Here is a 20,835-nt window from a genome sequence, read left to right as displayed (position 1 = left end):
GTCCGACCCACCCCGGCCCCAGTACCGGCTCCGGGCGCCGAACTCAAGGCGCCCGGAGCCGGTCAGGGGGCCGACGGATCCTGTGGCCCCCGCCCCGACAGGACCTCCCCGTACGCCTGCATAAGATCCGGCAGCCGCAAAGTCGACAAGTCGTCCCGCGTCAGCATCCCGGGATACACCGACAGCCGCAGATCCCGATACGCACAGCTCTTCTCGTACAACGTCCGCAGGAATCGCCCGTTGCCCAGCTCGTCGATCCACCCCTGGTCCACCACGTGCCCGGCGATCGAGCGCAACTCGTCCAGTGCCTCCTCGTCCCACACGTCACCGTTCTCCGCCGCCAGCACCTCTCCGATGGAGGTGAGTTCGAGCGGGCGGTACGAGGGGAAGTCGACGCGGGTCGTGAAGCGGGACGACAGCCCGGGGTTGGCGGCGAGGAGCCGGTCCATGCCCTCCGGATAGCCGGCCAGGATCACCACCAGGTGGTCCCGGTTGTCCTCGGCCCGCTTCAGCAGCACCTGCAGGGCCTCGTCGCCGTATGCGTCGCCCTTGCCGTACCCGGAGTTGGACAGCGAGTACGCCTCGTCCACGAACAGGACGCCCCCGATCGCGGAGTCGATCAGCTCGTTGGCCTTCACCGCGGTCTGGCCGAGATACTCGCCGACCAGGTCCGCCCGCTGCGCCTCGACCAGATGGTCGCCGCCGAGCAGCCCGAGCGCGTAGAACACCCGGCCGAGGATGCGCGCCACTGTCGTCTTGCCGGTGCCCGACGGGCCCGAGAAGACGAAGTGCCGCTTCGGCGGCTGTACCGGCAGTCCCTGCCCCGTCCGCAGCCGCGCCATGTTCAGCTGGGCGGAGAGCGCCTTCACCTGGCGCTTCACCGGTTCCAGGCCCACCATGCACTCCAGCTGGGCGAGTGCCTCCTCAAGCAGCGCGGGATCGGTCGGGCCGGTCGGCAGCGGCTGCACCGGAAGGGCGGCCTTCTCACGCACCGAGTCGGTCGCCGACGGCAACGGGCTTCCGGGAGGCGGGAGTTCGGGCTCCGAGAGCTTCAGGTCGCGGCCCTCGCCGCCGAACAGGGGATCGATGCCGTCCGGGCTCTCCAGCAGCTCCTGTCCGATCCCGCTGAGCGTTATGGCCGCGAGGTCGGCCGCCTCGTCGTACCCGTCGCCCTCGGAGATCGCGGCGAGCCGTGCCGACGTGTCCATGAAGGCGGCGTCCACGCGGTGCACCGCCCGGTAGAGGGGGAGGGCCGCCGCCGAGCGGCCCGTACCCTCGTGGGCCCGCGCCAGCCAGTACCGCAGCTCCTTGCGCTGCGGCTGCTCGCTGCGACATCGCATCAGGGCCGCCGACAGCAGCGGCTCCGCCTGCCCGTACATCTCCAGGCGCACCCGGGCCATCCCGCCGAACAGACCCGCCTCGATGCCCAGCATCGCGTCGTTGATCAACGGGTCGGTGTGCCGAACCAGTTGCTCCCAGTCCTTGACGAGATAGGCGCGGCACGCGTGCAGGAAACGGACCTGGGGGTCGGTGTCCACCGGCGGCAGACCGGCCAACGCCCGGTCCAGTTCCGGCACATGACGGCCGTCCAGCCAGTGGGAGGCGTGTGCGAGCAGCAGATCGCGTGGGCTTTCCAGCACGGGCTGCACCCACCAGCCCAGCCAGTACCAGGAGTTGAGGGTCCGGCGGTGCCGGGAGCGCTGCTCCCCGAAGCGCTCCCGGTGCCGGAACATCCGTAGCAGCGCGGTCGTCGTGTCGACGCGCAGCGCATGCAGTCCGAGCCAGCCGTCGGCCATCCCGGGATCCATCCGCACCGCGGTGCGGAACTCCTCCTCCGCCTGCGGATAGGCGCCCATCGTGTAGGCGTCCACACCTCGCATCCAGGCGAGGTCGGCCGGGGCCTCGGGGCCCTGCGTGCCGAAGTCCATCACGTCCCCCACAAACCGTGCCCCCGATTGCCTCTCCGACGGGCCGGTGCCCGTCGGCAGCTTGGTCGAACCGCTGTGCCGCGGACGGGAGTTGCAACGGTGCGCAGAGCAGCCGTCCGAGTCGCACCGAGGGCATCGTACCTGCGCTTCACGTGCCCGCAGCAGGGTGCCGCACAGGCCGTTTGACGAGGTGGGAGCAGATGGGGCGCACACGGCGCGGTCACCGAGGGTGAGCGGATCGCGCCCCGGAGCGGCCGCAAAACAGGCCGCGGGCAGAACGAAGCCCCCGATCACGGGGGAACAACCGGGGGCTTCGCGACTGCGGGCGGCTACGAACGGCCGCGCATTGAGAACGTAAGTCCTGTACGGCCCACCGGTCAAGCGGAGTTGAAGCACTCGGACAAGTTGCGCGACAAGGGTCTTCACAAGTTCAGCACACAGCCGACGGCCCGTCACGGTGAGTGAGATCCAGGTCTGATCCAGCGATCCCGGCAGGCCCCGGGAGCACCTCGTATCCCTCGCCGCACTGCCGCACCAATGTGTCGGCGAACGGACGCGAGGGGTCTGCGGCGAAGTGCCGCCGTTCCGCGGCGACCCACTCGGCCCAGAACTCGCTCTGTTCCGCCCCGTCCCGCGACCGCCCGCGCGCCCAGGCCTCCTCGTCCGCCAGCTCCATCCACAACAGCCGCGCCAGGAACGGCCGTAGCGCACGCCGTCCGGCCCCGACCCCCTCCACCAGCACCACGGGCGCGGCCGGCAGGATCCGGGGCGGTCCGAAGCGCCGGGACGTCCAGTCGTAGGGGGCGTAGGAGGCCGTCGCGCCGCGCCCCAGTGGCTCGATCACCTGGCCGACCAGACGTTGTGTCCACTCGAACAGCTCGTCGTGGGTGGCGATGTCGTCGAGGTGCAGCACGGGCGTTGTGCCGAGAGCGGCGGCCAGTCGTCCGGTGAACGTGGTCTTCCCGGACCCCGCGTGTCCGTCGACGGCGATCAGTCGGACCGGGCCACAGGATGGCGGCAGTCGGCGCAGGGTGTGTGCGAGGTCGTGGATGACGGTTCCCGGAGGGCGATGGGATTCGGACATATTGCCAGGCGCCATTCTAGGGAGTGGCCCGCCGCCGCCGTCACCGACGCCCAGGTGACGCCAATGGTCGAGACCAAAACTCGTGGGCGTGGCACGGCCCTGAGTGCTGGCAGGAGCAGGCCATCGGCGGCCATAGTGGGCGCACAGCCGTGCACTGTCCCGCCCGCCTAGGACACCTGGGGGTCACCCGCCCATGAGCAGAGCCGAAGAGCCGTCCCGCAGAACAGTCCTCGCCGCGGCGGTCGCCGCCGCCGTCGCGAGCAGCGCCGGCCCGGCTGCGGCGGACCCCCCGGAGGCGACCGGCCACGCGGTGGCGGCCGACTCCGCCCGTCCCGTCGACAACCGCGCCTGGACCTCGTCCGTGGACTGGTGCGCGGGCACGGCCAAGGGCACCCGTGTGATCGCAGGCACGCGGCCCGGGGTCGAGATCGGTGCTCCGGCCGGCAAGGTCGACTACACCGATCCGCACACCGGTACGACGGCGGCCTGGGAGTACGCGACCTGGACGTCCCCCGTGCACCGGCCCGCGGTGCCCGCCACCGAGGTCATCGCCTCCTGGAACGCGCGCACCCCGGCCGGGACCTGGCTCCAGGTCGAGCTGACCGGCACGTACTCCGACGGCACCGCCACACCCTGGTACGTGATGGGCCGCTGGGCCTCCGGCGACCAGGACATCAAGCGGACCTCCGTCGACGACCAGACCGACGACAGGAGCACGGTCTGGACCGACACCTTCGCCATCGACGACCCGGCCACGGGTCTGCGCCTGGTCTCGTACCGGCTGCGCCTGACCCTCTACCGCAGGCCCGGCACCACGGCCACGCCCACGGTCTGGCGGCTCGGCGCGATGGCCTCCGACGTCCCGGACCGCTTCACCGTCCCCGCCTCGACGCCCGGACCGGCCGGGGAGCTGATCGTCCCGCGCTACTCGCAGGAGATCCACAGCGGCCAGTACCCCGAGTACGACAACGGAGGCGAGGCCTGGTGCAGCCCCACGTCCTCGCAGATGATCATCGAGTACTGGGGCCGGAAGCCCACGGCGGCCCAACTGGCCTGGGTCGACCCGGCCTATGCCGACCCGCAGGTGTGCCACGCGGCCCGCTTCACCTACGACTTCCAGTACGGCGGCTGCGGCAACTGGCCCTTCAACGCCGCCTACGCGGCGACCTACAAGGACCTGCAGGGCGTGGTCACCCGGCTCGGCTCGCTCACCGACCTGGAGACGCTGATCGCGGCCGGCATCCCGGCCATAACGTCCCAGTCGTTCCTCAAGGGCGAGCTGACGGGGGCGGGTTACGGCACCTCCGGCCATCTGATGACCGTGATCGGCTTCACCGCCGACGGTGACGTGATCGCCAACGACCCGTTCTCGGCGACCAATCAGGCCGTACGACGGGTCTACGCGCGGCGCGAGTTCGAGAACATCTGGCTGCGGACCAAGCGGTACAACGCCACCGGCAAGGTCGTGTCCGGCACCGGCGGCGTCTGCTACCTGTACTTCCCGGCACGGCCGACCGCCGCGCAGCTCGCCGCGCTCACGGCGGTGGGCGTGCGCTGAGCCGAGGAGGACGCGTGACGGTGTGAAGCGGCCCCCGGGAGACCGGGGGCTGTCCGTTTTCCGGTGGGATGTGACCAACGTCTCCGCCGCGAAAGCCCCGATGAATGGCAAGGTGGACAGAACGGTGGGGGGAGTCCATCGCACACCGACCTCAGTGAGATGCCATGACCGCGAGCACTGCCGCAGCCCCCGCCCGCACCCGTACCGGCGGTCCCCGGGAGGACGGTCCGAAGATCTTCGAGCACGTCATGGGCTGGACGTTCGTGGTCGTGCTCGCGATGTTCGTCGCTCAGCTCGGCCTGATCTGACCCGGTGCGATCCACCGCGAACCGGGTGTCCGCCCTGTCGATCAGAGTCGAACGTGCAGGTGGTCCGGGTCTGTCATACTTCGGATGTCCCGCCCGCAGTTGGAGACCAGGGCCCCAAGTTGAACAGTAGTCGACAGCCTGCCACCGAGCGCCCGCGGGCGCGCGGCACCGACCGCTCTCTGGTGCGTCGCGCCGAACTCATCGCCATCGGACGCAAGTTGTTCGCCGACAGGTCGTACGACGCGCTGTCGATGGACGACATCGCACGTCAGGCGCAGGTCGCCAAAGGGCTGATCTACTACTACTTCCAGTCCAAGCGCGGCTATTACCTCGCCATCGTCGAGGACTCGGTCGCCGACCTGGTCACCTTCGCGTCCAGCGGCGTCGATCACGCACCCGTGGACCGGGTGCACCGCACGATCGACTGCTACCTGCGCTTCGCCGAGCACAACCAGGCCGCCTACCGCACGATCGTCAGCGGCGGTGTCGGCTTCGACGCCGAGGTGCACGCCATCCGGGACGGGGTGCGCGAGGCGATCGTCGCGACCATCGCCGAGGGCGCGTACGGCAGACAGGACATCGGACCGCTGGCCCGTATGGGCCTGTTCGGCTGGGTGTGCAGCGTGGAGGGCGCCACCCTCGACTGGATCGACCGCCCCGAACTCTCCCGCGACACCATGCGCGAACTCCTCGTGAAGATGCTGGGCGGCGCCATGCGAGCCATCGAGGAACTCGACCCGACGTACGTGACACCGGAGCCGGCCCGCCGGGACAACTGACGGCAGCGGGGCGAAGGCTCGTGGTCTCCGCCCCAACCGCCCTCCGGGTGCGCCTACTTGATCGCCCTGATCAGCTCACCGTTCGAGGTGTCGCCGCTCAGCTCCCAGAAGAACGTGCCGCCCAGGCCCTGCTGGTTCTTGTACGCCATCTTCGTGCCGATGGTCGCCGGGGTGTCGTAACTCCACCAGTCGCTCCCGCACTTGGCGTACGCGGTCCCGCCGACGGTGCCGGTCGCGGGGCACTTGGACTTCAGCACCTTGTAGTCCTCGAAGCCCGCCTCGTACGTACCCGCAGCGGGACCGGTCGCCGCGCCACCGGGCGCCGACTGTGTGACGCCGGTCCAGCCGCGCCCGTAGAAGCCGATGCCCAGCAGCAGCTTCGAGGCCGGGATGCCGAGGCCCTTGAGCTTCGCGATGGTCGCCGAGGTGTGGTAGCCGGCCTGGGGGATGCCGGAGTACGAGTTCAGCGCCGAATGCGGTGCGGTCGGCCCGGTCGCCGCCCAGGCGCCGAAGTAGTCGTACGTCATCGGGTTGTACCAGTCGACGTACTTGGCCGCGCCCGCGTAGTCCGCCGCGTCGATCTTGCCGCCGGCGGTGGCGTCGGCCGTGATCGCCGCCGTGACCAGGTTGCCGGAACCGAACTTCGCCCGCAGCGCGGCCATCACGTTCCTGAAGGCCGCCCTGCCGCTGGTGTCGCAGGTGTTGCCGCAGGCGTTCGGGTACTCCCAGTCGATGTCGATGCCGTCGAACACGTCGGCCCACTTGGAGTTCTCGACCAGGTCGTAGCAGGACTTGGCGAACGCGGCCGGGTTTTGCGCGGCCTCGCCGAAACCGCTGGACCAGGTCCAACCCCCGAAGGACCAGAGGACCTTGAGGCCGGGATGCTTCTTCTTCAGCTCGCGCAACTGGTTGAAGTTGCCGCGCAGCGGCTGGCTCGCGGTGTCGGCGACCCCGTCCACCGACTCGGCGGCGGTGTACGCCCGGCCGGTCGCGGCATCGGCGTCACCCATCGCGCACTTGCCACCGGTGACGTTGCCGAAGGCGTAGTTGATATGGGTCAGCCGGGCGGCGGAACCGGATGTCTCGATGTTCTTGACGTAGTACTTGCGGTCGTACGTGCCCCATTCGGTGAAGTAACCGACGACCTTGGAACCGGCGGCCTTCGGGACGGGCTTCGCGTCGGCCTTCGAGGCTGTCGGTGCGGCGGTCGCGGTGCCGGCGCCGGCCAGGAGCCCTGCGCCGAGAACGGCACAACACGCGGCGGACACAAGCGACTTGAAACGGACGCGGGAGGGATGCGGTCGGTGCATCGAGCTGTCTCCTCGGATGGGAGGGGAGCGTGGGGGAGGTGGTGCCAGGAACTGCGGGCACAGTAGGAGGACTAGACCAGTTCGGTCAATGGTTCGGACCAATTCTCGGTCGAGGTCGGTGTTCCGGACTGTGATCGAATAAACGCTCGTTAACCGGTGACGCGGTGCCGCCGATCGGGCATACTCGCAGCTCCACAGCCGTTCGCCGACCGCTTCCGCGACCCGGAAGGGCCAGCATCGGCCGTGACCAGTGAGACCGGCGGACGTGGCCCTACTCAGGCGCGCGTGTGCCGTCGCGCCCGACAGGGAGGAGAGCGTCGACATGCCCGACCACGCCCCGCAGCCGGTGGACCGTCAACTGCCCACGGACGAGGCCAGGGACCTGATCTCGCTCGTCCGTGACATCGCCGGGCGAGAGATCGCCCCGAAGGCGGCCGAGGAGGAGGACGCCGGCCGCTTCCCGCGCGAAGTATTCGCCCTGCTCTCGGAGTCGGGGCTGCTGGGCCTCCCGTACTCCTCCGAGCACGGCGGCGGCGACCAGCCCTACGAGGTCTACCTCCAGGTCCTCGAAGAACTCGCCGCGGCCCGTCTCACCGTCGGCCTCGGCGCCAGCGTGCACACGCTGTCCTGCCACGCCCTCGCGAGCTACGGCACCAAGGAACAACAGGCCGAACACCTTCCCGCGATGCTCGGCGGCGGCCTCCTCGGCGCGTACTGCCTCTCCGAACCCGCCTCCGGCTCCGACGCGGCCTCGCTGAGCACGAAGGCGGTCCGGGACGGGGACGAGTGGGTGCTCACCGGCACCAAGGCCTGGATCACGCACGGCGGCATCGCCGACTTCTACACGGTCATGGCACGCACCGGCGAGGAGGGCCCGCGCGGAATCACCGCTTTCCTCGCCCCCGGCGACGCGGTCGGGCTGGTCGCGGCCGCGCCGGAACGGAAGATGGGCCTCAAGGGCTCACCCACCGCGCAGATCAACTTCGACGGGGTCAGGCTCGACGGCAGCCGGCGCATCGGCGAGGAGGGGCAGGGCTTCGCGATCGCACTGTCCGCGCTCGATTCCGGACGCCTCGGCATCGCGGCCTGTGCGATCGGCCTGGCCCAGGCGGCACTTGACGAGGCGGTGGCCTACGCGACCGGACGCCGGCAGTTCGGGCGGCCGATCTCCGACTTCCAGGGACTGCGCTTCCTGCTCGCCGACATGGCCACGCAGATCGAGGCCGGCCGGGCGCTGTACCTCGCGGCGGCACGGCTGCGCGACGCGGGCCGCCCCTTCGCCAAGCAGGCCGCCATGGCCAAACTCCTGTGCACCGACGCGGCGATGAAGGTCACGACGGACGCGGTCCAGGTGCTCGGCGGCTACGGCTACACCGCGGACTTCCCGGTCGAGCGGTACATGCGCGAGGCCAAGGTCCTGCAGATCGTCGAGGGCACCAACCAGATCCAGCGGATGGTCATCGCCCGCCACCTGGCGGGCCCTGAGACCCGCTGAACGGATCGATCACGATGCCGAGCCCGAGCGGCGGCGCCGCGAGCCGCACCCACTCCGGGTCGTAGCGCCCCGGCAGGGTGCGGCCACCGTCGGCCCAGGTACGCAGCAGGGCGCGGTAGATGGGCGGGTCGGGCGGTGCCGGCGGGTTGGGTCGGCCCTGATTCGACAGGTGCTGGTTCAGCAGACCCCGCTGAACCGATTCTGCCGGGCCGGAGTCGTAGAACTGGCGCGAGCGCCCCTGCGCCGCGTGCATGGGGGTCGTCATGCCAGGGCAACGCGGTGACGGCCGATCAGGTCACCGCGTGCCGGATTCGTCCCTGCGTTCGCGACGGCACACGCGCGTGCCGGACCCGCACCACGGCGGCCTGAGTGCCATGGTGCAGGGACGGTCAGGAGGCTCGAGCGGAGGCGCTCAAGCGGCGTGACGCCGCAGCACGGGGACCCGGATCGGGCGTGAGGCCGGGCCGCCGACGTGCGAAAAGGGCTGGGTCCGCCAGTCGAGCCCCTGAGGGAGCGTCAACAGCAGGGCGGTGTGCTGCTCCTGGGGGTCCGCGGACTCGTCCGCGGACCGGGCGTCGGCCGCCGCGCGACCCGTACCGGCACAGACCGTGAGCCCGAACGGGTTCCACGGTGACGCGCACAGCGCGTGCTCCGGCAGGATCTCCTCGTCCGAGAGCAGTGCGATCGGCTGTGTGCAGTCCGGGCAGATCACCCGGAACATCTCGAAAGTGTCGTAATCGTCCAGTTCCTCGATGTCGAGCGCGTCGGGTTCGACGCCCTCCGGCTCGGACTCGACGACCAACTGGGGCCTCTTGGGCGCGGTGCGACCAGGGCGCTTAAGACTCTGCATGGGTAACTCCCCCTCGGGCTGGGCCGACAAGGCAACTGCGGCCTCGGCCACAGCAAGCACTTCCCGCCCGGTCTCGGCGGTAATCACGAGACCATCACGGAGCATGTTCGAGAGCTGTGGTGTTCGTCACATGCCGTTCGCAGGTGCCCGTGGCGATGCTTTTGTCCCTCGTCCGGCTCACGGCGCACCCTCAGCACATCACGAACAGGGCATGACCTGCACCGCTCAGGTATCGGAGGAGATCAACCGCACTGTAGGTTCTGCGCCATGGAGGAGCTGGACCGACAGATCGTGCAGCTGCTCGTCAAGGACGGGCGGATGAGTTACACCGACCTGGGCAAGGCCACGGGCCTGTCCACGTCAGCCGTGCACCAGCGGGTGCGCCGGCTGGAACAGCGCGGCGTCATCCGCGGCTACGCCGCGGTCGTCGATCCGGAGGCCGTGGGGCTGCCCATGACGGCCTTCATCTCGGTGAAACCCTTCGACCCCAGCGCCCCGGACGACATCGCGGAACGCCTCCGGGACGTCCCGGAGCTCGAGGCGTGCCACAGCGTGGCGGGCGAGGAGAACTACATCCTCAAGGTCCGCGTCGCCACCCCTCACGAGCTGGAGGAGCTGCTGGCCAGGCTGCGCACCCTCGCGGGTGTCTCGACCCGCACGACGGTGGTCCTGTCGACACCGTACGAGGCGAGACCACCGAAGATCTGAGGCCCCGCCCGGCTGTGGGCGGTCGTTCCGCCGGGGCGACGGGGAGGCGGGCGCAGCCGACAGTTCCGGGCGGCCGGTGACGCGCCCCGAGTGCGGCGCCGGCGGGGTCGCACGGGAAACTGTCCCCATGAGTGAACGCCCGGCACCACCCTCCGCCACCGTCCTCCTCCGGGGCGGCGAGGTCCACAGCCCCGCCGACCCCTTCGCGACCGCGATGCTCGTCGAACACGGACACATCGCCTGGGTCGGCTCGGAAGGCGCCGCAGACGCCTTCACGGGCGCGGCGGACGAGGTGATCGACCTCGACGGAGCCCTGGTCACCCCGGCGTTCACCGACGCACACGTGCACACCACCGCCACCGGTCTCGCGCTCACCGGCCTGGACCTGTCCGACACCCCTTCCCTGGACGCGGCCCTCAGCCTCGTACGCGCGTTCGCCGCCGCCCGCCCCGCCGACCGCGTCCTTCTCGGCCACGGCTGGGACGCCGCCCGCTGGCCCGGCGGCCGTCCGCCGACCCGCGCCGAGCTGGACGAGGCCACCGGCGGACGGCCGCTGTACCTCAGCCGCATCGACGTCCACTCGGCGGTCGTGACGACGGCACTGCTCGACCTGGTCCAGGGCGACACAGGGCGCCCCGACGCCCCACTGACCGGCGACGCGCACCACACGGTCCGGGCCGCGGCCCTGGGCGCGGTCACCCCGGCCCAGCGCACCGAGGCCCAGCGGGCCGCCCTCGCGCGCGCCGCGTCGCTCGGCATCGGCTCCGTCCATGAGTGCGGAGGACCGGAGATCTCCTCGGAGGACGACTTCACCGGCCTGCTGCGCCTCGCCGCCGAGGAGTCGGGCCCCCGTGTGGTCGGCTACTGGGCCGAACAGGATGTCGAGAAGGCCCGCGCCCTGGGTGCGATCGGCGCCGCCGGTGACCTGTTCGTCGACGGCGCCCTCGGCTCGCACACCGCCTGTCTGCACGAGCCGTACAGCGACCGGACCGGCCACACGGGCACCGCCTACCTGGACACCGCCGCCGTCGCCGCCCATGTCGTCGCCTGCACCGAGGCGGGCCTCCAGGCGGGCTTCCACGCCATCGGGGACGCCGCCGTGACCTCCGTGGTCGACGGCGTGCGCACAGCCGCAGAGAAGGTCGGTCTGGCCCGTGTCCGAGCCGCCCGGCACCGCGTCGAGCACGCGGAGATGCTCACTCCCGAGACCATCGCCGCCTTCGCCGAGCTGGGTCTCACCGCCTCCGTGCAGCCCGCCTTCGACGCCCTGTGGGGCGGCGAGGACGGCATGTACGCCCAGCGCCTCGGCGGCGACCGTGCGCGGGCCCTGAACCCCTTCGCGGCCCTCCTGAAGGCCGGTGTCCCGCTCGCCCTCGGTTCGGACAGCCCCGTCACCCCGCTCGACCCCTGGGGCACGGTCCGCGCCGCGGCCTTCCATCGCACCCCGGAGCACCGCGTCTCGGTCCGCGCGGCGTTCACGGCCCACACCCGAGGCGGCTGGCGCGCCGTCGGGCGTGACGACGCGGGCGTCCTGGTGCCGGGCGCACCCGCCGACTACGCCCTCTGGCGCACCGACGCGCTCGTGGTCCAGGCCCCCGACGACCGGGTCGCCCGCTGGTCCACCGACCCCCGCTCCGGCACCCCGGGCCTGCCGGATCTCACGCCGGGCGCCGACCTTCCCGTATGCCTGCGCACGGTGGTGGGCGGACGGACGGTGTTCGTACGGCCGAGCGAGTGATCTCCCGGGGTGGCGCGGTACCGATCGGTGGCCGGAACGTCGTCGCGCGACCTGCGCATCCTCGGCGTTGACCAGGCGATTATGGAAAGAACCGCAGTTCAGGCGGCTGTTGACAGCCGACGGCAGCTGGCCGGTAGGTTCGGCCGGGTCCACCACCGGACGCCCGACCGGGGAACCTCCGCGCAGTCGCCGCAGCGCCGCTGGGTCAGGGATGGTGTGCCGCACCGGCGCACCACCACTGGCAGCCAGGCTCAGCGCCCGCGCCACGGCGACGGAACGTTCCACCCGGTCGGCAAGGTGTGACCCGGGTGGGGCCCGGACGTCCAGTAGACAACGGCTTTCGGTCGACCCGCAGCCAGCGGGTCCCAGGTCGGCCCGAAGGGCGCCGGGCCCCGATCCGCAGCGTGCGCAAGGTGACGAAGCGGACCCCCCTTACTCGGCTCTTGCCGAATAGACACCCCCGTACGCACGTGCTGACACGTCGGCGCAGGCTGCGGCCACTATGGTGGACCTCTGCGTACGGACTTGAAGGGGCAGCAGTGAACGACGGCGACGGGACCCTCGCGGCAGAAGCCCAGGGGCGGCGGTTCGGCCCGCTCGGCACGGCTTTGGTGATCATTCCGACCTACAACGAGGCCGAGAACATCAAGAAGATCGTCGGCCGGGTGCGGGAGGCGGTCCCTGACGTCCACGTTCTCGTGGCGGATGACAACAGCCCCGACGGCACGGGCAAGCTGGCCGACGAGCTCGCCGCCGAGGACGATCAGGTCCAGGTACTGCACCGCAAGGGCAAGGAGGGCCTCGGCGCCGCCTACCTCGCGGGCTTCCGGTGGGGCATGGACAACGGCTACGGCGTCCTGATCGAGATGGACGCCGACGGCTCCCACCAGCCCGAGGAACTGCCCCGTCTGCTGACCGCCCTCAAGGGCGCCGACCTGGTCCTCGGCTCGCGCTGGGTGCCCGGCGGCCGGGTGGTCAACTGGCCCAAGTCCCGCGAGTTCATCTCGCGTGGCGGCAGCCTCTACTCCCGGGTCCTGCTCGACGTACCCGTGCGGGATGTCACCGGTGGCTACCGTGCCTTCCGCCGGGAGACCCTCGAAGGCCTCGGCCTCGACGAGGTCGCCTCGCAGGGCTACTGCTTCCAGGTCGACCTTGCCCGCCGCGCGATCCGGGCCGGCTACCACGTGGTCGAGGTGCCCATCACCTTCGTCGAGCGCGAGCACGGCGACTCCAAGATGAGCCGCGACATCCTGGTCGAGGCGCTTTGGCGGGTCACGATGTGGGGCGTGGGCGAGCGCGTGAACCGGGCCCGGGGCAGGACCAGGAAGCCGTAGCGGTCCGTCCGGGCCCGCCCGTACGACTTCACAGGTCCTGTTGATCGTCCTCTTATCCTGTGCTGAGCCCGGCCCAGGCACACTGGACGTATGACGACTGGCGCACCGACCCCCACCTACCCCGCCCGGCCGCGGCGTTCCCGGCTGCGCACGTTCCTTCCGCTGGGCATCGCCGCCTGGCTGGTGCTGGAGATCTGGCTGCTGACCATGGTCGCCGGCGCGGCGAGCGGCTTCGCGGTCCTCCTGCTTCTGATCGCCGGTTTCGTGCTCGGCTCCGTGGTCATCAAGCGGGCGGGCCGCCGGGCCTTCCGCAACCTCACGGAGACGCTGCAACAGCAGCAGGGCGGCACACCGTCGGCGGGCGCTGCCCGTCCCGGCGGCAGCGAGGGCAACGGCCTGCTGATGCTCGGCGGTCTGCTGCTGATGCTGCCCGGCCTGATCTCGGACGCGGTGGGCCTGCTCCTGCTGATCCCCCCGATCCAGAAGGCGATCAGCCGCTACGCGGAACGCACCTTCGAACGCAAACTGAGGGAGGCGACCCCGGGCACCCTGGGTGACGCGTTCCAGCAGGCGAGGATCCGTCGCCCGGACGGCAAGGTGGTCCAGGGCGAGGTCATCCGCGACGACACGGCGGGCGGGACCGCGGGGGAGCGGCGTCCGCCGCTGACCGGCTGACGCCCGGCCCCGCACTCGACAGGCCCGCGCCGAACAGGCGTCGGGCCTGTCGCGCGTTACCCGTCCTGACCGCAGCCCTGGCCGCTGACCGCGGAAAACGCAAAACCGCAGGCACCGTACGCAGACCTCACGTACGGCACCCGCGGTGTCACGCGTGCGTTGTATGCCGCCCAGCCCCCTGAAGGGCTACGCGGACTTGCGGCTGTCCCGCGGATGTACAGCGATGTTCATCGCTCCGGAGCGGAGTACGGCCAGTCGCTCCTCAAGGACCTCTTCGAGTTCCTCTCGGGTGCGCCGCTCCATCAGCATGTCCCAATGCGTACGCGCGGGCTTGGCCTTTTTCTCCTCAGGGCCGTCGCCGTCCACGAGGAGTGCCTGGGCCCCGCAGACCTTGCACTCCCACTCCGGCGGAATTTCGGCCTCCACCGAGAAGGGCATCTCAAACCGGTGCCCCTTCTCGCATGCGTACTCCACGGCCTGGCGCGGGGCCAGGTCGATGCCGCGGTCCGTCTCATAGCTGGTCACTACAAGGCGTGTGCCGCGAAGAGCTCGCTCACTCATGAATCGTGCCTCCCGGGCTTGTCGCCCACAGGACAGGTGTCGCTGTCGTCGTCATCCGGTCAACGTCCGGTCGGCGGTAAAGATTCCCGTCCCGTGTCCCGTTTCGGGGTCATGCGTCGCCGTCGTAGCTGTCCCTTGTTGTACCCACCAGCGCCCGGTTTGTCACATCTGCAAGCAGATATCACCCAGCGTTTCGTCATCTTTGACGCGCAGTAACGGTACGCCTGGCAGGCCAACGGCGTACACTACCGCTCTTTGGCCGCCGATGCTAAATCCTTTCGGGAACGGGATTGCCCGCGTCGCGGATCGCCCGCCCCACCGGAACCCGGGCCAGCAGCACGAACCCGATGACGAAGAAGGCCACGAGCGAGATGATCGCGTCCCGGTAGCTTCCGGTCAGCTGGTAGGTGATTCCGAAGAGAAGCGGGCCGAGCCAGCTCATGCCGCGGTCGCTCATCTCGTACGCCGAGAAGTACTCGGCTTCCTTGCCGGGCGGCACCAGATGCGAGAACAGCGACCGGGACAGTGCCTGGCTGCCGCCGAGGACCAGGCCGATCCCGGAGGCCAGCACGAAGAACCACACCGGTGCGCCGGCCGGCAGGAAGTATCCCGCCGCGAGCGTCACCGTCCACGCCACCAGTGATCCGAGAATCGTCCGCTTGGCCCCGTAAATACGGGCCAGTCGGCCCATCCCCAGTGCCCCCGCCACCGCCAGCACCTGCACCAGCAGCACTGCCGCGATCAGGGTGGACTGGCCGAGCCCCAGCTCCTCCGAGCCGTACACCGAGGCCTGGGAGATCACGGTCTGGATGCCGTCGTTGTAGACGAGGTAGGCGAGCAGGAAGGCGAGCGTGAGCGGATGGCGGCGCATGTCGCGGACCGTCGCCGCGAGTTGCCGCAGCCCCGGGGAGGTGGCCTCCTTCGCGACGCTCTCCTCCTTGGCGGCCCGGCGGTCACGGAGCCTGCGCAGCGGTACGAGGGTGAAGGCGCCCCACCACAGGCCCGCCGAGGCCAGACAGACACGGACGGCCATGCCCTCCGAGAGGCCGAAGGAGTCGTGGGCCGTGTACAGCACCAGGTTGACGACGAGGACCAGTGAGCCCGCCGCGTAGCCGAACGCCCAGCCGCGCGAGGAGACCGCGTCGCGCTCCTCGACCGTGGAGATCTGGGGCAGGTAGGAGTTGTAGAGCATCATCGACACGGACTGGGCCGCGTTGGCGACGATCAGCAGCAGCCCGCCCAGCAGATACCGGTCGCCGTCGAGGAAGAACATGGCGGCCGTCGCCGTGGCGCCCACGTAGGCGGCGGCTCCCAGGAGCGGTTTCTTGCGGCCGGTGCGGTCGGCGGCGGCGCCCACCAGGGGCATGACCAGCACGGCCACGATGACCGACAGGGACACCGAGTACGCGAAGAACGAACCGGCGCGGACCGGTATGCCCAGCGGATGCACGAACCCGTTCGCGTCGGCCGCCTCCTCGGCGACCGAGGTCAGATAGGGGCCCAGGAACACGGTGAGCACGCTCGTCGAGTAGACGGAGCATGCCCAGTCGTAGAAGTACCAGCCGCGCTGCTCGCGGCGGCGCCCGGCGGTCTCGTCGGGCGCCTCGTCCCGCACGGTGTCGATGCCCACCCGTGCCCCTCGCTTTCCCCGTGAAGCGGTGCGCGCGGGGAGTCAGAACCAGGTGCCCCGGTCCTCCAGAACCTTGCGCAACGTGTCGATGTGATCGGTCATGATGCCATCGACTCCCAGGTCCAGGAGCCGGTGCATGTCATCGGGATCGTTGACCGTCCACACATGGACGTGCAGCCCGCGCGCGTGGGCCGTGCGCACGAAGCTCCGGTCGACCACCGGGATGCCCGACTGCGACTCCGGCACCTGTGCGGCGACCGCGGAGCGGCGCACCCCCACGGGCAGGCCCCAGGAGCGCAGCCGCAGGTTCAGGACGCCCCGGATGCCGTACGAGGTCGCCAGACGCGGACCGGCCAGCCGTTGGGCGCGCACCACGCGCGCCTCGGAGAAGGAACCGACGCAGACGCGGTCCCAGCAGCCGGTTCGCTCGATCAGGTCCAGGAGCGGGCGCAGCGCGCGCTCGGCCTTGACGTCGACGTTCCAGCGCGCCTCGGCGAAGGCTTCGAGCAGGTCTTCGAAGAGGGGGACCGGTTCCTTGCCCGCCACGCGCGCGTGCCGTACTTCGGACCAGGGGAGGTCCGCGATCAGGCCGCCGCCGTCCGTCACCCGGTCCAGTGTCGAGTCGTGGAAGGCGACGAGTTTTCCGTCCGCCGTGCAGTGCACGTCGGTCTCCAGATAGCGGTAGCCCGTCTCGACCGCCCGCCGGAACTGGAACATCGTGTTCTCCAGCCCGTCCGCCGCTCCGCCCCGGTGGGCGAAGGGGATCGGGCCGGGATGGTCGAGGTAGGGATGACGTATCCGCGTGGTCACGGTCGCAGTATCGCCTCCTCCGGTTGACCCGCGGCAACGACCGTGCTGCCGTCCGATGCCGCCGGAACGGCGAACACGCGCAGGAACAACTGCGCCAGCGGTCCGATCGCCACCGCGTACAGCACCGTGCCGATCCCCACCGTGCCGCCCAGGGCGAAGCCCGTCGCCACCACCGCCACCTCGATCGCCGTACGGACGAGCCGGATCGAGCGGCCGGTGATCCGGTGCAGGCCGGTCATCAGGCCGTCGCGTGGGCCCGGGCCGAAGCTCGCCGCGATGTACAGGCCGGTGGCCACGCCATTGAGGACGATGCCCGCCACCAGGAGCGGGACGCGCGCGCCGAGGGCGTGCGCGTCGGGGACCAGGGCGAGCGTGCCGTCCATGGCGAGGCCGACGACGAAGACGTTCGAGACCGTGCCGAGGCCCGGACGCTGCCGCAGCGGTATCCACAGGAGCAGTACGACGGCGCCCACGAAGATCGACACGACGCCGATGGTCAGCCCCGTCAGCTCGGCCAGCCCCTGGTGCAGCACGCCCCAGGGCTCCAGGCCGAGGCCCGACTCGACGAGCAGGGCCGAGCTGGCGCCGTACAGCACGAGACCGGCGTAGAGCTGGAGCAACCTTCGGCCGAGGTGATCCGGCGCTGACAACGAACTCACGAGCTGCCCCCTGTGGTGATAGTGGCCTGACACATGACACCCTGTGGCTTGGGATCGGATCGTATCCATGGCCAATTCTGGGAAGGTGGACTGATCTGCATGGTGCAGTGGACTTCGGCGGTGGGGACCGCGCAGCTCGCTCGGCTGCTCACCTCCCAGCAGGACCGTCCCGCGGGTCCCGGCACGCGTCGCCCGCCCGCCTACCGCTCCCTCGCCGATGGCATCCGCCTGCTGGTGCTGGAAGGTCGGGTGCCGGTCGCCGCCCGCCTTCCCGCCGAGCGCGAACTGGCCCTCGCCCTCTCCGTCAGCCGGACCACGGTCGCCGCCGCCTACGAGGCGCTGCGCGCCGAGGGCTTCCTGGAGTCCCGGCGCGGTGCGGGCAGCTGGACCGCTGTGCCCGCGGGTAACCCACTTCCCGCGCGCGGGCTCGAACCCCTGCCTCCCGAGGCGCTCGGCTCGGTGATCGACCTCGGGACGGCGGCCCTGCCCGCACCCGAACCGTGGCTGACCCGGGCCGTCCAGGGCGCACTGGAGGAACTGCCCCCGTATGCGCACACGCACGGCGACTACCCGGCAGGGCTGCCCGCGCTGCGCGCGATGATCGCCGAGCGGTACACCGCGCGCGGGATCCCCACCATGCCCGAACAGATCATGGTGACGACCGGCGCGATGGGCGCCATCGACGCGATCTGCCATCTGTTCTCCGGCCGGGGCGAACGCATCGCCGTGGAGTCGCCGTCGTACGCCAACATCCTTCAACTGATGAGGGAGGCGGGCGCCCGGCTCGTGCCCGTGGCGATGGCCGAGGGGCTCGCCGGCTGGGACCTGGACCGCTGGCGCCAGGTGCTGCGGGAGGCCGCGCCCCGGATCGCCTACGTCGTCGCCGACTTCCACAACCCCACAGGCGCGCTCGCCGACGAGGACCAGCGACGACAACTCGTCGACGCGGCCCGCTCGGCGGGCACGGTGCTCGTCGCCGACGAGACGATGACCGAGCTGTGGCTGGACCCGGATGTCGAGATGCCACGCCAGGTGTGCGCCTTCGACCCGGCCGGGTCGACGGTCATCACCGTGGGTTCCGCCAGCAAGGCCTTCTGGGCCGGGATGCGCATCGGCTGGGTTCGGGCGGCTCCGGATGTGATCCGCAGCCTCGTCGCCGCGCGCGCCTACGCGGACCTCGGGACACCCGTCCTTGAACAGTTGGCCATCAACTGGTTGCTGAGCACGGGAGGTTGGGAACAGGCGGTCCAGATGCGGCGCGAACAGGCCCGGGACAACAGGGACGCACTGGTCGCGGCGGTACGACGGGAACTGCCCGACTGGGAGTTCACGGTGCCCAGGGGCGGACTCACACTGTGGGTCCGTACGGGTGGGCTGTCGGGGTCACGGATCGCCGAGGCGGGCGAGCGGGTGGGGGTACGGGTGCCCTCGGGACCGCGGTTCGGCGTCGACGGTGCTTTCGAGGGGTATGTGCGGTTGCCGTTCACCGTGGGGGGAGCGGTGGCCGACGAGGCGGCCGTCCGGTTGGCTGCCGCGGCGCGGATCGTGGTGAGCGGAGGGTCGGGGGGCGCCGAGTCCCCCCGGACCTTCGTGGCTTGAGCGGTGGGCGTGGCTAGGCCACCGGCTCCTGTTCCGGTTTCACGAGTACCTGGGCCGACCGCGGCGGCAGCAACTCCAGCACCGCCTGGCGCTGTACGTCGCTCGTCGCGTCGTCGTGGGGGTCCGGGGTGGCCGGGACCTGGAGGCGGTGGACCGGGCCCGTGCCCAGCCGGGCGTAGCCGCGGCCCGGGGGCATGACCGGGACCGGTGTGGTGTGCGGGGGCGCGCCCAGGATCGCTTCCAGTCGAGTGGGGGACGCGGGGCCGAGGACGACACGCGCGCGTGTGTGCTGCCGTACGGCGTCGCTCAGGGTGTCCGCGCTGTCGAACTGTTCCGCCACCACTACGGTGACGTTCGCCGCCCGGCCGTGCCGCAGGGGGACCTGGAGCAGTGACTGGGGGTCGGGGCGGCCGTCGGCGGCGGCCAGGTGGGCGAGGGCCCCGGGGCGGTCGAGGAGGAGCCAGAGCGGGCGTCGGGTGTCGTCGGGGAGCGGCTGACCGGCCTGGCGGGCGTGGTTGGCCGCGATCAGCCGGCGTTCCGTTTCGCGGCCGGCCCATTCGAGGCTGGCCACGGCGCCGGACGCGGCGCACTCGACGGCCAGTACGCCGTCCCGGCCGGTCAGGCACGCGTACTCACCGGTTCCGCTGCCGTCGACGATCAGGATGTCGCCGTGCTGGAGGGCCTGGAGAGCGATCGAGCGCAGGAGTGTCGTGGTGCCGCTGCCCGGCTCGCCCATCACCAGGAGGTGCGGTTCGGTGGAGCGGGGACCCGTGCGCCAGACGACCGGCGGGACGTCCCGCTGCTCCTCGCCGTGGCTCAGCGGGAGCGTGCGCTGTACCTGGGTGGGGTCCGTGAAGCCGAGCACCGTCTCGCCGGGGGACGTGACGAAGCGCTGCGCGGCGATGTCGGTGGGCAGCGGCGACAGGACGGTGACCGTGAGCTGGTTGCCCTCCTCGTCCCAGTCGAAGTGGTACTCGCGGCCCCGGCCCGACTTGGCGTGCAGCAACTGCTCGATCCGCGCGCGGGAGTCGGCCTCGCCGTCGGTGAAGTACGCCGGGTAGCGCACCACCAGGTGCGAGACACGGCCGGTGCCGTCGAACTCGTACGCGGGGAAGACCTTCTCCCAGTCGCCGCCGTGGGCGTAGAGGGGAGCGGGGTCGTCGGGGGTCGAGAGGTAGGGGACCAGCGCGTCGTACAGGGACTGGAGGCGCTGGGCCTGGGACTCGTCGGGGCCCTCGGGCTCCGCCGGGGCGCGGTCCCGCCCGTGCCAGGCCGCTGCCGCCATCACCGAGATGACGGCGAGCAGCGGGCCGTACGGGACGAGGGCCACTACCAGGACCACCGAGGCCACCAGGAACAGCAGTGGCCCGCGCCTGTCCTTGGGCGTGTCCGCCCACTTGCGCCGCCCGGCCGCGGCCAGTCGGCGAAGACCCCGGCTGATCGTGATCAGCGGGTGGAGGACGTCCGTGGCGCTGTCCGCAGCGGTCCGGGCCAGCTCCCGGCTCCGGGCGATCTGTGCGCTGCCGTTGCTCAGGATGCGGGGGAGGGGGCGCCGGGCCACTGCTGTCTCCTGGGTGCGTGTGGACGGGAGGGGCGTCAGAACTTGATTCCGCCGAGCAGGCTCGCCAGGCTCTCGCCGCCGGCCTTGATGCTCGGCGCGATGGCGGTGCTCGCGAGGTAGAAGCCGAACAGCGCGGCGACGAAGGCGTGCGACGCCTTGAGTCCGTCCTTCTTGAAGAAGAGGAAGACGATGATGCCGAGCAGAACGACGCCTGACATGGAGAGGATCATGAGGATCTCCTGGTGTGG

The 20,835-nt window shown here is 70.9% G+C and carries 20 protein-coding genes; 9 read left to right on the top strand and 11 right to left on the bottom strand.

Features of this window, described 5'->3' with window-relative positions; translation table 11 throughout:
• Positions 1-62: 62 nt before the first annotated feature.
• On the bottom strand, positions 63-1,928 hold the full coding sequence (locus OHN74_RS06605) for an AAA family ATPase (protein ID WP_327700018.1): 1,866 nt from the start codon (positions 1,926-1,928) through the stop codon (positions 63-65).
• Positions 1,929-2,358: 430 nt separating this feature from the next.
• Positions 2,359-3,012, bottom strand: coding sequence for a uridine kinase family protein (locus OHN74_RS06600; RefSeq protein ID WP_327693597.1), 654 nt, complete (start codon positions 3,010-3,012; stop codon positions 2,359-2,361).
• 193 nt (positions 3,013-3,205) lie between these two features.
• Here OHN74_RS06600 and OHN74_RS06595 point away from each other — a divergent pair, with 193 nt between their 5' ends.
• The 3 genes from OHN74_RS06595 to OHN74_RS06585 all read left to right on the top strand — a co-directional run bounded on the left by OHN74_RS06595 (position 3,206) and on the right by OHN74_RS06585 (position 5,657).
• The gene (locus OHN74_RS06595; protein WP_327693596.1) at positions 3,206-4,570 is read left to right on the top strand and encodes a peptidase C39 family protein; all 1,365 of its coding nucleotides are present in this window, start codon (positions 3,206-3,208) and stop codon (positions 4,568-4,570) included.
• A 164-nt stretch (positions 4,571-4,734) separates the two neighbouring features.
• Positions 4,735-4,878, top strand: coding sequence for an SCO1431 family membrane protein (locus OHN74_RS06590; RefSeq protein ID WP_327693595.1), 144 nt, complete (start codon positions 4,735-4,737; stop codon positions 4,876-4,878).
• Positions 4,879-4,997: 119 nt separating this feature from the next.
• Complete coding sequence (locus OHN74_RS06585) at positions 4,998-5,657, top strand: TetR/AcrR family transcriptional regulator (RefSeq protein WP_327693594.1); 660 nt, start codon at positions 4,998-5,000, stop codon at positions 5,655-5,657.
• Positions 5,658-5,710: 53 nt separating this feature from the next.
• Here OHN74_RS06585 and OHN74_RS06580 read toward each other — a convergent pair whose 3' ends face one another.
• Positions 5,711-6,967 carry a glycoside hydrolase family 18 protein gene (locus tag OHN74_RS06580; protein ID WP_327693593.1) on the bottom strand — a complete coding sequence of 419 codons (1,257 nt, stop codon included), beginning with the start codon at positions 6,965-6,967 and terminating at the stop codon, positions 5,711-5,713.
• Positions 6,968-7,289: 322 nt separating this feature from the next.
• Here OHN74_RS06580 and OHN74_RS06575 point away from each other — a divergent pair, with 322 nt between their 5' ends.
• Positions 7,290-8,462, top strand: coding sequence for an acyl-CoA dehydrogenase family protein (locus OHN74_RS06575; RefSeq protein ID WP_327693592.1), 1,173 nt, complete (start codon positions 7,290-7,292; stop codon positions 8,460-8,462).
• Here OHN74_RS06575 and OHN74_RS06570 read toward each other — a convergent pair.
• Positions 8,425-8,727: a hypothetical protein gene (locus OHN74_RS06570; protein WP_327693591.1), complete on the bottom strand. Its 303-nt coding sequence runs from the start codon at positions 8,725-8,727 to the stop codon at positions 8,425-8,427. The genes OHN74_RS06575 and OHN74_RS06570 overlap by 38 nt on opposite strands.
• A 147-nt stretch (positions 8,728-8,874) precedes the next feature.
• Positions 8,875-9,312 (bottom strand): hypothetical protein, encoded by a 438-nt coding sequence (locus OHN74_RS06565; RefSeq protein WP_327693590.1) that lies wholly within the window; start codon positions 9,310-9,312, stop codon positions 8,875-8,877.
• A 267-nt stretch (positions 9,313-9,579) separates the two neighbouring features.
• On the opposite strand from OHN74_RS06565, the gene OHN74_RS06560 reads away from it, so the two are divergent.
• The 4 genes from OHN74_RS06560 (at position 9,580) to fxsA (ending at position 13,767) form a co-directional block, all read left to right on the top strand.
• Positions 9,580-10,020, top strand: a complete 441-nt coding sequence (locus tag OHN74_RS06560; protein ID WP_327693589.1) for an Lrp/AsnC family transcriptional regulator — start codon at positions 9,580-9,582, stop codon at positions 10,018-10,020.
• 127 nt (positions 10,021-10,147) lie between these two features.
• Positions 10,148-11,758, top strand: a complete 1,611-nt coding sequence (locus tag OHN74_RS06555; RefSeq protein WP_327693588.1) for an amidohydrolase — start codon at positions 10,148-10,150, stop codon at positions 11,756-11,758.
• A 539-nt stretch (positions 11,759-12,297) separates the two neighbouring features.
• The gene (locus OHN74_RS06550) at positions 12,298-13,092 is read left to right on the top strand and encodes a polyprenol monophosphomannose synthase (RefSeq protein WP_327693587.1); all 795 of its coding nucleotides are present in this window, start codon (positions 12,298-12,300) and stop codon (positions 13,090-13,092) included.
• 90 nt (positions 13,093-13,182) lie between these two features.
• A complete protein-coding gene (gene fxsA / locus OHN74_RS06545) occupies positions 13,183-13,767 on the top strand; it encodes an FxsA family membrane protein (RefSeq protein ID WP_327693586.1) in 585 nt (194 codons plus the stop codon).
• 186 nt (positions 13,768-13,953) lie between these two features.
• On the opposite strand, the gene OHN74_RS06540 is transcribed toward fxsA, so the two are convergent.
• From OHN74_RS06540 to yczE, 4 genes are all read right to left on the bottom strand, one after another.
• On the bottom strand, positions 13,954-14,328 hold the full coding sequence (locus OHN74_RS06540) for an RNA polymerase-binding protein RbpA (protein WP_003977404.1): 375 nt from the start codon (positions 14,326-14,328) through the stop codon (positions 13,954-13,956).
• Positions 14,329-14,596: 268 nt separating this feature from the next.
• A complete protein-coding gene (locus OHN74_RS06535; protein ID WP_327693585.1) occupies positions 14,597-15,958 on the bottom strand; it encodes an MFS transporter in 1,362 nt (453 codons plus the stop codon).
• 42 nt (positions 15,959-16,000) lie between these two features.
• A complete protein-coding gene (locus OHN74_RS06530) occupies positions 16,001-16,768 on the bottom strand; it encodes a glycerophosphodiester phosphodiesterase (RefSeq protein ID WP_327693584.1) in 768 nt (255 codons plus the stop codon).
• Positions 16,765-17,427, bottom strand: coding sequence for a membrane protein YczE (gene yczE / locus OHN74_RS06525; protein ID WP_443060351.1), 663 nt, complete (start codon positions 17,425-17,427; stop codon positions 16,765-16,767). The genes OHN74_RS06530 and yczE overlap by 4 nt, the downstream gene beginning before the upstream one ends.
• Before the next feature lie 99 nt (positions 17,428-17,526).
• Here yczE and OHN74_RS06520 point away from each other — a divergent pair, with 99 nt between their 5' ends.
• On the top strand, positions 17,527-19,026 hold the full coding sequence (locus tag OHN74_RS06520; RefSeq protein ID WP_327693583.1) for an SCO1417 family MocR-like transcription factor: 1,500 nt from the start codon (positions 17,527-17,529) through the stop codon (positions 19,024-19,026).
• A gap of 13 nt (positions 19,027-19,039) precedes the next feature.
• Here the strand turns inward: OHN74_RS06520 and OHN74_RS06515 are convergent, their stop codons facing one another.
• Complete coding sequence (locus OHN74_RS06515; protein ID WP_327693582.1) at positions 19,040-20,587, bottom strand: ATP-binding protein; 1,548 nt, start codon at positions 20,585-20,587, stop codon at positions 19,040-19,042.
• A gap of 35 nt (positions 20,588-20,622) precedes the next feature.
• Positions 20,623-20,817, bottom strand: a complete 195-nt coding sequence (locus OHN74_RS06510; RefSeq protein WP_055524209.1) for a hypothetical protein — start codon at positions 20,815-20,817, stop codon at positions 20,623-20,625.
• Between the last annotated feature and the right edge of the window lie 18 nt (positions 20,818-20,835).

Origin of the sequence: Streptomyces sp. NBC_00459, assembly GCF_036013955.1 — a bacterium.
Classification (GTDB): Bacteria; Actinomycetota; Actinomycetes; order Streptomycetales; family Streptomycetaceae; genus Streptomyces.
Note: the sequence above shows the minus strand (reverse complement) of the source record. Positions and strands in the feature narration are given on the sequence as shown.

Coding starts and splice junctions, on each gene's coding strand:
- OHN74_RS06590 (WP_327693595.1), top strand. CDS start 4,735: ATGACCGCGAGCACTGCCGCAGCCCCCGCCCGCACCCGTACCGGCGGT.
- OHN74_RS06605 (WP_327700018.1), bottom strand. CDS start 1,928: ATGGACTTCGGCACGCAGGGCCCCGAGGCCCCGGCCGACCTCGCCTGG.
- OHN74_RS06600 (WP_327693597.1), bottom strand. CDS start 3,012: ATGTCCGAATCCCATCGCCCTCCGGGAACCGTCATCCACGACCTCGCA.
- OHN74_RS06520 (WP_327693583.1), top strand. CDS start 17,527: ATGGTGCAGTGGACTTCGGCGGTGGGGACCGCGCAGCTCGCTCGGCTG.
- OHN74_RS06555 (WP_327693588.1), top strand. CDS start 10,148: ATGAGTGAACGCCCGGCACCACCCTCCGCCACCGTCCTCCTCCGGGGC.
- OHN74_RS06565 (WP_327693590.1), bottom strand. CDS start 9,312: ATGCAGAGTCTTAAGCGCCCTGGTCGCACCGCGCCCAAGAGGCCCCAG.
- OHN74_RS06570 (WP_327693591.1), bottom strand. CDS start 8,727: ATGACGACCCCCATGCACGCGGCGCAGGGGCGCTCGCGCCAGTTCTAC.
- OHN74_RS06540 (WP_003977404.1), bottom strand. CDS start 14,328: ATGAGTGAGCGAGCTCTTCGCGGCACACGCCTTGTAGTGACCAGCTAT.
- OHN74_RS06560 (WP_327693589.1), top strand. CDS start 9,580: ATGGAGGAGCTGGACCGACAGATCGTGCAGCTGCTCGTCAAGGACGGG.
- fxsA (WP_327693586.1), top strand. CDS start 13,183: ATGACGACTGGCGCACCGACCCCCACCTACCCCGCCCGGCCGCGGCGT.
- OHN74_RS06510 (WP_055524209.1), bottom strand. CDS start 20,817: ATGATCCTCTCCATGTCAGGCGTCGTTCTGCTCGGCATCATCGTCTTC.
- OHN74_RS06595 (WP_327693596.1), top strand. CDS start 3,206: ATGAGCAGAGCCGAAGAGCCGTCCCGCAGAACAGTCCTCGCCGCGGCG.
- OHN74_RS06575 (WP_327693592.1), top strand. CDS start 7,290: ATGCCCGACCACGCCCCGCAGCCGGTGGACCGTCAACTGCCCACGGAC.
- OHN74_RS06580 (WP_327693593.1), bottom strand. CDS start 6,967: ATGCACCGACCGCATCCCTCCCGCGTCCGTTTCAAGTCGCTTGTGTCC.